Raw genomic sequence first — 14042 nt, 5'->3', positions numbered from 1 at the left:
GCACTTCTTTTTTCTTCATAACCATTTAATTTTAACACATGCTTTAATAAAAGTTTTTTTAAATTTAAATTTAAGAATTGGTTAAGATTTTGTTAAAATTTTGTTCATAGACAAAATTTTTAACCATGTTATAATTAAAGGGTTCCAGAATCAAAACTTTGGTTGTGATTGCCCGATGAGCAATGGTTTGGGTGATAATATGGGATATAAAAATTAATACTTGAGCTAGGAACTCCATATATGCTCTTTTATTATTAAAATTAAATATTAACTCTTGATTCAATCCTAATTTGGAGGTTACTATATGTTAAATTACGAAAGACCTATTAAAAGAAGAACGCCAGGAGAAATAATAAAAAAAGCTGCTTTAATTATAAAGGAAAGCTATTTTTTTTGGTATTGTTTTGCAGCTATATTAGTAAAGTCATTGTTGTTTATAGCTTTAATATCAGATGATAAAGCTAATGGAATCGTTCCAATGAGAGTTTTTTATTCAATGCCTCCTTTCCTTGTTTATTTTAGTTTTATTTGTTTAGTTCTATCCTTTGGATTTTTGTTTAGAAACAAAGGACAAACTATTGCTTTCTTAATAATAAATACAATAATAAGTATTCTGTATATTGGGGACTTATGGTATTTTAGAAGTAACAGCTCATTTTTAAGTTTACATATGTTCAGTATGACTTCAAACTTAGATAATTTGAGTAGCAGTGTTATTTCAATGATAAGAATAGTAGATATCATATTTGTTTTAGATTTAATAATACAAATAGCACTTATGATTAAAAGGCGTTCAAAGGCAAAGTATCATAAAAGAAGTGTTATTGCATTTTTGATGTTATTAATTGTTCCAACTTTATATCTAACGTACGCTCATTATAAGATAGATGATCTTAATAAAGGGTTCACAAATCAGATGATTTTTAGGAAAAGTTGGTCGCCAAATCAAACTATGTCTAACCTTACACCAATAGGGTACCATATATTCGACTCCTACAATTTTTATGTAGAGAGTAAACCTTATGTTATCTCTAACTCAGAACAAAAAAACGTACAAAAATGGTTTGATGATAAAAAAGAAAATCTTCCTGATAATGAATATAAGGGAATGTTTAAAGGAAAGAATTTATTAGTAATACAATGGGAATCTTTAGAGAACTTTGTTATAAACCAAAAGGTAGATAATCAAGAGATTACACCAACTTTAAATAGAATTTTATCAAATAGTATATACTTCAATAATTTCTATGAGCAGACTTATAATGGTACAAGCTCTGATGGTGAGCTTATAACACAGACTTCAGTATTTCCTGTTAGAGAAGGAGCAACTTTCTTTAGATATCCAACTAATACATATGAATATTCATTACCTAATGTAATGAAGAGTTTAGGATATACTACGTTAGCGTCACATCCTGATAAAGGATCTTACTGGAATTGGATGCCTGCACTTAAGTCTATAGGATTTGAGAAGGCCATTGATTCTACAAATTATAATATTGAAGAAGTTATAAACTTAGGTATAAGTGATAAGAGTTATTTGAAGCAGTTGCCAGAAAAGATAAAAGCTCTTAAATCTCCATTTTATGCTTATACAGTTACTTTAACTAGTCATGCTCCATTTGATATACCAGAAAAATATAGAGAAATTAAACTACCGAAAGCGCTGGAAGGCACAAAGCTTGGAGGCTACTTCCAAAGTATCCAGTATACAGATAAATATATAGGACAAATGCTTGAGGAGTTAGATAAATCTGGAGTATTAGATAATACTGTAGTGGTTTTTTATGGAGATCATGAAGGTGTTCACAAGTTCTATGATGATGAACTTAAGAACATTTCATATGAGGGTGATTGGTGGAAAGAAAATAATAGGAGAGTTCCTCTTATTATATATTCAAAAGGATATAATGGAAAAACTATATCAACCTATGGTGGTCAATGTGACACACTACCTACTTTAGCTTATCTTTTCGGTGCCGATGTTAATGCAATGGAAGATAAGATATTTGGAAGAAATCTTTTGAATACGAAAAAGAATTATACTGTTTTATCGACTAGACAGTTTTTAGGTACTGAAAGCTACGCAGGCGAAAAAGACAAAATGCTTGAAAGTATTGACTTAGGTGACAAGCTTATCAGAGCAGATTATTTTAAGAAATAGGAGAAGATTACTATGGAAAATAATATTTTAGAAAAAGAAGTTGTAAATGAGACAGAAATAAAGCTAGCTAAAAGAAGTGAATTTCTATATATTATACCATTATTGAGTCTAATTTTCCCTATAGTCTCTATTGAGGGGTTAGTACCTTGGGCTGTAGCTATATACTTTTGTTATAAAGGAGTTAGCTCTATAAATAAATACGAAAAACCTCTTAAAAGATGCATAAGCTATTTGGTTGTTAGTGGTGTTATAATAGCAGCATATAATGTACTAGTTTACCTTGTAAGTAATTACCTTGTTAAATTGTTAATGTAATAATATAAAGACATGCTAGTTTAATTGAGCGAAGATTTGATCATGGAGTGAAACTATATAAAAATAGTAATGAAGAAAAACAGCTTTATAGAAATCCTAAAGGATAGTCTTAAAGCTGTTTTTTCGTTTTTAGTAGTTTAAGTTTGAATATCAGTTAATGTTTAAGAATATTGTTGAAATTAAGTGGTTATGCAGGAGATGCTATATGAGCGAGCAATTAGAACTAAATGATTTTGTCAGATGGAATGGCTCTAAAAAATCGCTAATTGTTCTTTATTAGTGATTTTTTTACGCATCTGCCTTTTTTGAACGTATGTGAAGAAATTCTGGCAGGCGATATATTTTTACTTTTTACTTTTTAAGCCTATAGCGTTTTTATTTTATTAAATTTAAGATATAAAATATTTATAGAATGCGTGGATTTTTAAAAAGTAAAACTGTACTGTTCGAACGAAGTGAGTTTACAGTTTTAGCCATGGAATATGAAAAAATCATATTAATTCTCTGCGTAAGCTCATTAAAGCATTGGATGAATAACCACTTAATTTCAACATGGTACTTTAATAGCATCCAATAGCACATTTTATTTAACTTCAGTGAGATGAGTCCAATATCTTTTAGGCATATGTTGTCTTCTTAGTTTTTCATTTTTTCTTTCTTCTATATTAACTGAGTTATAAAAGGTTTTCCAAAGTTTTTCAAAGTCTGAATCAACTTTAAGATTTTCTAATTTAAGTCCATCTTCTTTAAAAAAATCTATTATGGTTGCATCTTTTCTGTCGTAAAAGATTGCTATTTCACGTTTTATATCGTGGATTATAAAATTTTGATCAGAGAATCTAGTACTAAAATGATTTATCAAAAGTGGCAGTATGTTATGGTCTGGCTCAATAGATGCGTAATAAGTTAAAGTACCTATCTCTTTAAATCTAACAAAACCTTTAAATCTATGAGCCTCATAGGATACTCTTTGATTGTATTTGTCTACCTTCATGATAATATCGTTATTTTTTGCTAGATTTGCTTTTATTCCATATGTAAAACATAATTTTAAGTACTCTAAAATCAAGGCTTCACTATCAGGATATTCACTAAGATATACATTATATAAGTTTTCTAGGGTACTCGAGTTAAGTTTACGATCTATTGAAGTATATACTCTGTCATATTTATCTTCCTCGGTAGCAATGTCTACATGTTCAGCAAGAAGACTGGGAGTGTAGTTAATGTTTCTTTTTATTGTGCATTGTTGCTTACAAGAAAACGCATAAAATATTGCGGTAAGTAAACCTTCAAAGGTGCCATCGTAGGTAAATTCCTTCATGAAACAGCCCTCCTAAATTTCGCCAGTTAACGAAGTAGATTTATCGCTAAGTAATAAAAGTTTTCTATTAGAATCAATTGTGTTAAAATCCTTTGGAAGTAAGAACTTTTTATCAATATGATCAAATAAATTCAATTGTTCACCTTCTTGCTCTATAATATTCAAATCAAATTTAGGTGTAAGTACATTCTTTATCCTTTCTTCATCGAGAGGAACGGAACCAAAATATTTCCCTTTACAAGTTATAAAATATTGTGCTCTTTTTAATACAACTCCAAGTTTCTTTAAATCGTAAAAATCAAGAGAATTTATTTTTCTAGCACTGATTATTTTCTGAGCACCTCTTATTCCGATTCCAGGAATTCTGATAAGCATTTCATATGGAGCTCTGTTAATTTCGATTGGGAATAAGTGTATGTTATTTAAAGCCCAAAAGGTTTTGGGATCAAAGTTTATATCAAAGTTAGGATTTCTATCAGATAATAGCTCGTCAGCTTTGAAGCCATAAAGTCTTAGAAGCCAATCACCTTGATAAAGTCTATGTTCTCTCAAAGTAGGTGGGTTTCTTAATTCAGGGAGATTATTTCCTGTATTTACTGGAACATAGGCAGAGTAATAAACTCTTTTTAAAGAATATTTATTATAAAGTCCTTCAGAAAGATTAAGTATATTTAAATCACTTTCTTTAGTAGCGCCTACTATTAGCTGTGTACTTTGTCCACCAGGAACAAACAATGGAGCCTTCTTAAAAAATCTATTTTCAGTTTTACTTATTTGGATGTTATTTCTAATCAATTTCATTGGTTGAAGAATAGTTTCTTTTGTTTTTTCTGGAGCTAAGAGCTTTAAGGATTGTGAAGATGGAAGCTCTAGATTTACGCTCATTCTGTCAGCAAAAGAACCAGCTCTTTTTATAAGGTCCTCATCTGCTCCAGGAATAGCCTTTAGGTGAATATACCCTTTAAAGCCATGCACAACTCTAAGTTTCTCCACTACTCTTGTTAAAGTCTCCATAGTAAAATTAGCATTCTTAAAAACTGCAGAGCTTAAAAATAATCCTTCTATATAATTTCTTCTATAAAAATTCATAGTAAGTTCTACGACTTCATCTGCAGTAAACGCAGCTCTTTCAACATCGTTGCTTCTACGATTTATGCAGTAAGCACAATCATAGATGCAGTAGTTTGTTAAGAGTATCTTAAGCAAAGAAATACATCTTCCATCAGGAGTAAAACTATGACATATTCCGCAGCTAGCTACAGAGCCTAAGTCGCCTTTTTTGGAAGATCTATTTGAACCTGAAGATGAGCAAGAAACATCATATCTGGCAGCACCACTTAGGATTCTTAATTTTTCATTTATATCCATTTAATCACCATCTTTATGTTAATAAATATATTATAACCAAATAGGTTAAATAGAACAAGTGTTCTTAATATGTTTTGCTGAAAAATAAATTTATATACAAAATGATTTTGAATTTCTCCTGCCAAATTTTCTTCATATGCATTCGGAAAGGCAGATGCGCAAAAAAAAATCGCCGAAGAAAGTCGCTTCAGCGATTTTTTATTTAATTAATGGAAACACTAGTTAATGTTTAGAGGAAATTTGTAGTTTAGATAAAAAATGTTCTTAAATAGCAGTAACAGGAGGCAAAGCTAATGAAGATTGTGATAACAACAGATACGTATTTCCCCATGGTAAATGGTGTAATCACCTCGGTGAACAATTTATATAATGAATTAAAAAGAATGGGACATAAGGTTAAGATTCTAACTTTATCTCATAGCAGCCATGAAGAAATACATGGGGATGTATACTATTTGAAATCTTTTGGAATAGGGGTTTACCCTGATGCTAGAATTAAATTCCCTTTACATAACAAATTAGTAAATGAAATTATAAGATGGAATCCAGATATTATCCATTCTCAAACAGAGTTTTCTATGATGATGGTATCAAAATATATTTCAAATAAGTTAGATATTCCGCATATACATACTTATCATACGATGTATGAAGATTATCTATGTTATTTATTAGGCGGAAAAATAATAAATAAAAATACTTCAGCTAAAATGATAAAGATGTTGTTAAATAGTTTAGATAGTATTATAGCACCGACAGAAAAAGCTAAAAGTTCACTAGTAGGTTATGGAATTAATAAACCGATTTACGTTATTCCAACTGGAATAGACTTGAGCATATTTAAACAACAAGTTTCTCCAGAAGAAAAACAGGAAATTATGAATATGCTTAAGATTAAAAGGGAAGATAGAATTGTAGCATATATAGGTAGAATTGGACAGGAAAAAAATATAAGTGAAATAATTTCATTTATGCCTAAGTTAATGAAGAAAAATAGAAACATAAAGCTCTTAATTGTAGGTGGGGGACCATACTTAGATAACTTGAAAAATCAAGTGATTAGTGAAAATATAGAGGAGAAAGTTATATTTACTGGAATGGTAAATTCAAATGAGGTATATAAATACTATAAAATTGCTGAAATATTTGTTACAGCATCAACTAGCGAAACTCAAGGATTAACTTATCTTGAATCATTAAGTAGTGGATGTCCAGTAGTATGCAAGTACGATCCATGTATTGAAGGAGTGATTGATCAAGGAAAGAATGGTTATACATATAAGAAAGAATCAGAATTTGAAGAACACATTGATAGAATTTTAAAGGATGATTTATTAAGAAATGATATGAAAAAATATGCTGAAATAAAAGCTAATGAATATTCAAGTAGAATTTTTGCAAATAAAGTTTTAGAAAAGTATATTAGAGCAATAAATAGAAGTGAGGAAATAGGGTTAGATTTAGGTACTTTGATAAACCACAAAACTTAATATAATAAAATCTTTAAGTTATAATAAGATTCTGAAAACAAATAAAAGAGTTTATGGAGTGGACCACTTTATAGATGATGATGCATAAAGTGGAATTCTATAAATAAAAACTAGTATAATACAACTATTATACTAGTTTTTATTTAACTTATTATTGGGTAGTAATAAAGTAAATATACTGCCAATTGCGATTGAAGAGTAGTACGTGATTAATCTCCATAAGAAAATTGCTGTTATAATGGTCCCTGATTTAAAAAATAAACCATACATAAGGTAAAAGCCACCTTCAGCACCACCTTCAGCTCCTGGAAGGGGGATTATTGCCATAAAGTTTATTAAGAAAATTTGAGCTGCTATCATTGTAAAGAGATCAACATAATTAAATCCAAAGCTTCTATAAATACAATAAGGTATAGTAAAGTATGCCAGCCACTGCAAAAATGTAAAAATAGATGCATAGATACATAATTTTTTATATTTAATAATCGTAGTGGCAGTTTTATGAAATGTTTCTAATTCAGCTTCAACATGTCTATAAGTTTCTTCAGGATTCTTCATTAACTTTATTTTTTTTAGTACATTTAAGCAAAAATTTAATATGTTTCGGGTTAACTTTTTACTTATTAAAAACAATGTTGCAATTATCATAATTATTACATGTACCACAAGGCCAGATATACAAAAATATAAAAAATAGGGTACTTTTGAATAAAAATATTTAAACTTAAATAATATTGCTAAGATTAAAATAATAATGTTTATAACTTGATGTAGCATGAACTTAATCATCAATATAGAAACGCCAGTACCAGCAGGAATTCCGCTTTCATTCATTTCATATAATTGGGCAGGATGGCTAGCAGCAGCAAAAGGAGTGATAGCTCCAAAAAATTGACCAATCACTTCAAATCTTAAGCATTTAGTGAACAAGTTATCAATTTTATAAAATTGTTTAATTATAACATATAACACCAACATTTCGAAAAACAAAAACATAATCATCATTAGCACTGATAATATAATCCAGCCTGCGCTTAAATTTCTTATTTCACGTATTAATGTATTAAGACCTTTAGTAAAAAGGAAAAATGATAGGAAAATACAAGCAGAAACTACCACAATGATTATGTTTAATATCTTATTCTTCATTTACTTTCTCCCGAGTTTCTTATTATAGATTTCATCATAAAACTGTCTCCACATTTGTAATACATAATCTTTAGAATAAAAATCATGGCATTTGGCTGAATTATCACACCAAAGTTTATAGTTTACACCTTTATCCTCAATAGATTTTATTAAGTTAGTGAATTCTACATTATTGTTTCCTTTTAAATAACTATCAAACAGAATATTTTTATATATATCCAAATCTCGTAGAAGTATAGGTGTTTTTAATGCCATAGCCTCTAGAATTGACATAGGAAAAAGTTCATTAAATGATGGCAAAAACATTAAATCACAAATATTATAAATATCATTCATGTTGCTTCTTTCAACTATGCCTAAAAACTTAACATTAGATGGTGGATTTTCAATGATTTTTTTTAATTCTTTATAACCATCAGTTATTGAACCGAAGGAAAAACCACCAGCCCAGATAAACTGTATGTCAGGAAGTGTTTTTGCAACTTCAATAAAATCCGTTACACCTTTTCTAGTCTGAACTTGACCAACTCCTAAGACAATGAATTTGTCTAAAGGAATTTTGTATTCATTCTTTATAGCATTGATTTTAGAAATATCATATCTATAAAAATTATCTTCTGATACGAAGTTTGGAATATAGGTTACCTTATGTTCATCAATTTTATAACTTTTCAGAACATCTATAAAATAAGGATTAACTACCACCAAATGGTCAACACTTTTGTAAAACCAAATCATATATTTATAAAATATCTTTTTTATAAATGATGGTAGTTTTAGGCTTTCTTCAATAGTTTCTGGCACAAAATGCACATATGCCACACTTGTTCCGAGAAGTTTTGCCAGTGGAATGCTTAAGAAAAATTTGAAATCAATTGTATGATAGTGCATTATATCACAAAAGAATATGTTGTTTACCTTTACCTTATAGTTTTCTGTAAGGCCATGTGTTACTAAATTCACTTGCTCGATATAGGCAGACATAACTCCTTGGCCTTTTATTTTTTCAGCAGAGGAGAGCATATTAATAGTAGGCATGAAAGTTCCTCCTTTAAAAGTTATTAAATTACTTTCATGCTTAGTTTTTGTATATTTTAATTACATATTCTTAATTGCAACATTTAATGTAAAAAAATATATAGATATAAAGGTAGGTTTATATTATAGATAGTAAATTTAAATATATGAAACAACAAATACATGAAAAAAACCGCCCATGATATATCGAAGTATCATGAGCAGTTTTATAGAGAATGTTTGTATGTTTTTCATAGTATGGATTTCTAATCAATTAATTTTATATTAATTTAGGATGCATATTAATTCTCTGAGAACATAATTGAAGCATCATATGTAGGTGAAATTCAGTTTAATTGAAGTTTCAAAAAAACAATTTATTTAAGCAAAATACGCCAACCTTATTATGTCTTTAGGTCTCCTGTTATTCCAAAGCAAATCTAAATCAATTTCATGAAATTCTCCATAAGTTGAAACTGAAATATAATACTTATTATTTTTTTGTTCAAAGCGTAGATTTGTTATTGTCATCCAATGCCAAGTGTATTCTTCTAGTTCTTTTACTGGATGTTTAAGTACTAAAATAGCAACTGGCAATTTCAGATGAAGTGCTTCAGAGATAAAGTCCATAGCTTCTTGCATATTTGCTTGTTCATCTAATATATGGGGAACCAATGATACGCCTCTGCTTTCGCAAAAAGCTAAAATATTATCGCTAAATTGAGTCACAGAAGTAAGTCCAAACATACCTGGAACTACAAACTTTCGAACTTCTATCATATGTTCTATAAAATCTTGTTTATTTATAATATCCTTGTAAGGATAAAGTTTACTAAACTTATCTGGAACTAACTTGGATAAGTAAGCAGTTATATTAGCTGCAGCAACAGGACCACAACCGCTTAATTGGTGCGTCTTTTTGGGAAACCAATACTGACTTCCACCATAATGTATGTTGTCAGAGTCGTAAATTGAGAGTTTGATTTCTAAAAGTTTAGAATGATTTTGTGTATTAAAGTCTTCCATTGCTACCACCTTTCTGCATAATCTTCCTTATTTTTTAAAGCTATATAAGAATCTAAATATCATGTGAAGCTAAAGTACAGCTATCAAGTATTCATAGATGCTCATATTGAGTTTAAAATATAAATTAGCTAGTATTACTACTATACTATATTTTTATCCCATAGGAAAGTGTAAAATCTTCAAGCAACTGTGACTCAGAGAGTTCATTATCTTAATCTATAACTTTATATTAAGTGAAAAATAAAATTTATCAGTTTGTAAGATTTCTCATATACACTAAGAAAGGCTTATATACAAAGAAGACGTTATAGAGATTTTTTATTACTGAGTAATTTATATAGATATTATGAGAGTTTAGAATGTGAAAAAAGCATGAAGGATATAAATATCTTTTCATGCTTTTTGCTACAAGGGTATATAATTATATAGTTTTGCTTAAATATTCTTCTAAAGCTTTTGATAATTGATCTGGACATGAAGTGCCCTTAGTTCCGCAAGTGATACCTCTTAATCTGTTCATAGCATCATTAACTTCCATACCTTCGATAAGTGAAGATATTCCTTTTAGGTTACCATTACAGCCTCCTAAAAAGTTTACGCTAGATATCTTGTTGTCAACTATTTCAAAACTTACTTCCTTTGCACACACGTTAGATGTTTTGTATGAGTTCATTTAAGTCTTCCCCCTCTTAAATTTGATTTTATATTGAACATAATCTGTAGAGATTATATCCAAGTTTGTTTTTAAAGTAATTATACTACATTACTAGGTTTTATTAAAGTGGCATTAATGATAAGCTTAATATCTTACATATGAGCATCTGCCTTTCTGAATATATATTAGGAAAATTTGGCAGTCAAATACGTTTTGTTTTTTTACTGTATAGACATGAAAAAACTCTAAGCCATTGAAATATCTAGGTTTAGTTAGTTTTAAATTTTAGAGGTTTCTTTACAGTAAAAAAATATACATGCGTAAGAACAATCTTTATTAAGAGAGTTTTTAGCATGCATTTTACATGTATCAAATTTCCTACTTATCTTCTATGAGTACGTTGATTATATTATTGTAGATTATGGAAGGATTTTCTTTCCACTTGCTACATAATGCAACGGCTTGTTTTTTTGAAGCTACACTTACTTTTAAATCCATCAATAAACTATCATCTTCCACTGCTTTTAAATTAACTACAAAAGTATTGTTTTGGTCTGGTGTATAATCTGCAGATATAGTAAGTTCTCTTTTAATTTTTTCTATACTTGATTTTAGATAATCATCTATTACATTTAATCGCTGAGGAGAAATTCTATCCTTGAATAAAGTTAAAACTTTATTTCCTACATCCGTAATATATAACAGTTTCTTTTCATTCGTATCTTCATATTTAATAAAACCTGAAGAGATAAGCTCTGTAATATACTGTTGAAGGAAAAAGTAATTAATGAAACTATTTTCTAAAACAATTTCAGTTAATTGGGCATTAGATATTGGATACTTAATAGATTTAATTATATATAAAAGCAGAAGCTTGTTTTCCGCTAGTTCTAATGTGTTATCATTCATACGTTTATCCTCCCACTCACCAGTATAGCTTTATTATAGCATAAAACTTAACTATTTCTATATGAAAATTTTTATTGTCATTATTTAGTAGCTTGCTGAATATTATTTTAAAGAGACTTCATTGTGGAGGAATTCATTTGAAGAAAAACAAAATAATTATATTTTTGATTGTAGTACTAATATTTGTCACAACAGCTATTGCCTCAACAGTAGTGAATGCTTGGATGGTAAAAAAGTCCTTACCTATATATTCTGTTGATACTAAGGATAAGAAAATTTCTATAACCTTTGATATCAATTGGACAGATGAGGACAACCTTGGAAGTATATTAGACATTATGAAGGAATATAATGTAAAAGGTACATTTTTTATCATGGGAGGCTGGGTAAATTCAAATGAAGAAAATGTAGAGAAACTAAAAAAAATAAAGGAAGGAGGGAATGAAATAGCCAATCATAGCTATATACATCCAGATTTTACTAAAATATCAACTGATAGGATGGTTTCTGAAATAAAGAAGACTGAAGATATTATATATAATAATACCGGATATAAGACCAAGCTTTTTAGGTGTCCAAGCGGTTCTTATAATGATACCGTGGTAAATGCAGTTAAAAAGATGGGGTATTACTGTATACAGTGGGATGTTGATAGTGTTGATTGGAAGAACAAAGGAGCAGATGAAGAATATGAAAGAGTAATTAAAAATGTAAAGCCAGGCTCAATATTGCTTTTCCATAATAATGGAAAGTATACTCCTGAAAATCTAAAAAAAATCTTTCAGAAGCTGAAGAGTGAAGGTTATGAATTTGTACCTGTAGGTGACCTTATTTATAAGGATAATTTTGATTTGGACAACGATGGTAAACAACATAAAGTTAACCAATAAAAAAACATATTGTAAAAAAGGCATTAAATGTATTATAATGGAAATAAGTTGTTTTCTAATTTATACTTTATAACAAAAAATAAAAATTTTAAAAAACGAGGGAGAGAGGGGTTTAAATGGATAATTTAATGTTAAATAATAAAATTTACCTTGAGGGAACTGTTGCTTCAGGATTGGATTTTAGCCACGAGATGTATGGGGAGAAGTTCCTTACTTTTTCTTTAGAGGTAATGAGATTAAGTGATTCAAAGGATATGTTAAACATTACAATATCTGAAAGATTACTTACTAGTTTTGATTTAAGCATAGGGACTGATATAATTGTTGAAGGACAATTGAGGTCTTATAATAAATTTGTAGATGGAGCTAACAAGCTTATATTAACAGTTTTTGCTCGTGACATTAGACCATGTGATGAAAGAAGCAAAAACCCAAATGAAATTTTTTTAGACGGGTATATATGTAAGGAACCAGTATATAGGACAACTCCTTTTGGCAGAGAGATTGCTGATGTACTGCTTGCTGTAAATAGAGCTTACAACAAATCCGACTATATACCTACAATAGCATGGGGAAGAAACTCAAGATTCTGCCAGACTTTAAGCGTTGGAGATAATATTAGAATATGGGGAAGACTTCAAAGCAGAGAGTATCAAAAAAAGGTTTCTGATGAAGAAGTTATTAGAAAAGTAGCTTACGAAGTTTCAATTTCAAAGATGGAAAGAGTAAATGGGGAAAATGAATTAGTAGATGATGATCAAATAGGTGCAGTTTAAAAGCTAGTTTGAACATATTAAAAGGGCGAGTATTCGCCCTTATTTTTTTGTTAAAAAAGAATCACTAATATATTTTCATTAGTGATTCTTTATCGTTACTTTCTTAAATCATCAAGTATTTGAGTTTTGTCTTTTGTCTTATCATCAACTTTTTTAATTATCTTTGCAGGAGTTCCAGCAACAACAACTCCTGCTGGTACGTCGTCTACGACAACTGATCCAGCTGCAACCACTGATCCAGCTCCAACCTTTACTCCTTCAAGAATAACTGAGTTTGCACCTATAAGAACATCATCTTCGATTATACATGGTGTTTTGCTAGGTGGTTCTAGAACACCAGCTACAACAGCGCCAGCACCAAGATGTACTCTCTTTCCAAGCTTTCCTCTAGCACCAACTACAGCGTTCATATCAACCATAGTTGCTTCGCCTATTTCAGCGCCTATATTTATTACGGCACCCATCATTATAACAGCATTCTTTTCTATTGTAACCTTATCTCTTATAATAGCACCTGGTTCAATTCTAGCATCTATATCAAGTAAGTTTAGCATAGGGATTGCTGAGTTTCTTCTATCATTTTCAACTCTAAAATGTTTTACTTTATGTTTATTATCAAGAATTACTCTTGTAATGTCATCGCTTTCGCCGAAAAGTACGTAAAAATTGTCAGAGCCATACCATTCGATATTTGTCATGTCGCTATCTTTTAAATCTCCATTAACGTAAACTTTTACTGGAGTTGATTTCTTTGATTCTTTTATAAATCTAGCTATTTCATATGGATCAGTAAAATTATAACTCATTATATCATCCTTTCCTCTATTGCGTAGTTATGTAATATGCAATAAGATAATTATAATAAAACTTAACTGATTATGAAAGGGGTAAGGAGAAAAAATTCATTTTTTATAAAATATTATGGCGAAATTGCCTCAGCTTATGTAAAATATATTTTA

13 protein-coding genes are annotated in these 14042 nt (G+C 29.5%); 5 read left to right on the top strand and 8 right to left on the bottom strand.

From position 1 onward, the window contains the following. The first annotated feature begins 304 nt into the window (after positions 1–304). Positions 305–2164, top strand: a complete 1860-nt coding sequence (locus J3477_RS05475; RefSeq protein WP_206868597.1) for an LTA synthase family protein — start codon at positions 305–307, stop codon at positions 2162–2164. Positions 2165–2176: 12 nt separating this feature from the next. Next, a complete protein-coding gene (locus J3477_RS05470) occupies positions 2177–2479 on the top strand; it encodes a hypothetical protein (RefSeq protein WP_206868595.1) in 303 nt (100 codons plus the stop codon). Positions 2480–3062: 583 nt separating this feature from the next. On the opposite strand, the gene J3477_RS05465 is transcribed toward J3477_RS05470, so the two are convergent. Together J3477_RS05465 and J3477_RS05460 are read right to left on the bottom strand one after the other, a co-directional pair. After that, entirely contained in the window at positions 3063–3803 is a 741-nt protein-coding gene (locus tag J3477_RS05465; RefSeq protein WP_206868594.1) for a TIGR03915 family putative DNA repair protein, read from the bottom strand. A 12-nt stretch (positions 3804–3815) separates the two neighbouring features. After that, positions 3816–5171, bottom strand: coding sequence for a putative DNA modification/repair radical SAM protein (locus tag J3477_RS05460; RefSeq protein ID WP_206868593.1), 1356 nt, complete (start codon positions 5169–5171; stop codon positions 3816–3818). 293 nt (positions 5172–5464) lie between these two features. Between J3477_RS05460 and J3477_RS05455 the strand changes: the two genes are divergently transcribed. Continuing rightward, complete coding sequence (locus J3477_RS05455; RefSeq protein WP_206868592.1) at positions 5465–6661, top strand: glycosyltransferase family 4 protein; 1197 nt, start codon at positions 5465–5467, stop codon at positions 6659–6661. A gap of 132 nt (positions 6662–6793) precedes the next feature. Here the strand turns inward: J3477_RS05455 and J3477_RS05450 are convergent, their stop codons facing one another. The 5 genes from J3477_RS05450 to J3477_RS05430 form a co-directional block, all read right to left on the bottom strand. Further along, positions 6794–7810: a lysylphosphatidylglycerol synthase transmembrane domain-containing protein gene (locus J3477_RS05450; protein ID WP_206868591.1), complete on the bottom strand. Its 1017-nt coding sequence runs from the start codon at positions 7808–7810 to the stop codon at positions 6794–6796. Continuing rightward, positions 7811–8848 (bottom strand): glycosyltransferase family 4 protein, encoded by a 1038-nt coding sequence (locus J3477_RS05445; protein ID WP_206868590.1) that lies wholly within the window; start codon positions 8846–8848, stop codon positions 7811–7813. A 360-nt stretch (positions 8849–9208) separates the two neighbouring features. Then, complete coding sequence (locus J3477_RS05440) at positions 9209–9853, bottom strand: hypothetical protein (RefSeq protein WP_206868589.1); 645 nt, start codon at positions 9851–9853, stop codon at positions 9209–9211. A 421-nt stretch (positions 9854–10274) separates the two neighbouring features. Further along, positions 10275–10526 (bottom strand): TIGR03905 family TSCPD domain-containing protein, encoded by a 252-nt coding sequence (locus J3477_RS05435; RefSeq protein ID WP_206868587.1) that lies wholly within the window; start codon positions 10524–10526, stop codon positions 10275–10277. Between the two features lie 360 nt (positions 10527–10886). Further along, positions 10887–11417 carry a DUF4364 family protein gene (locus J3477_RS05430; protein ID WP_206868585.1) on the bottom strand — a complete coding sequence of 177 codons (531 nt, stop codon included), beginning with the start codon at positions 11415–11417 and terminating at the stop codon, positions 10887–10889. A 137-nt stretch (positions 11418–11554) separates the two neighbouring features. Here J3477_RS05430 and J3477_RS05425 point away from each other — a divergent pair, with 137 nt between their 5' ends. Together J3477_RS05425 and J3477_RS05420 are read left to right on the top strand one after the other, a co-directional pair. After that, complete coding sequence (locus J3477_RS05425; protein ID WP_371876567.1) at positions 11555–12307, top strand: polysaccharide deacetylase family protein; 753 nt, start codon at positions 11555–11557, stop codon at positions 12305–12307. Between the two features lie 116 nt (positions 12308–12423). After that, positions 12424–13083: a single-stranded DNA-binding protein gene (locus J3477_RS05420; RefSeq protein WP_183278219.1), complete on the top strand. Its 660-nt coding sequence runs from the start codon at positions 12424–12426 to the stop codon at positions 13081–13083. A 95-nt stretch (positions 13084–13178) separates the two neighbouring features. Here the strand turns inward: J3477_RS05420 and dapD are convergent, their stop codons facing one another. Beyond that, entirely contained in the window at positions 13179–13889 is a 711-nt protein-coding gene (gene dapD, locus J3477_RS05415) for a 2,3,4,5-tetrahydropyridine-2,6-dicarboxylate N-acetyltransferase (protein ID WP_206868583.1), read from the bottom strand. Between the last annotated feature and the right edge of the window lie 153 nt (positions 13890–14042).

The sequence above is a fragment of the Clostridium zeae genome (assembly GCF_017312485.1).
Lineage (GTDB): Bacteria > Bacillota > Clostridia > Clostridiales > Clostridiaceae > Clostridium_AR > Clostridium_AR zeae.
The sequence above is the reverse complement of the archived record's forward strand: the minus strand, read 5'-3'. Positions and strand labels throughout refer to the sequence as shown.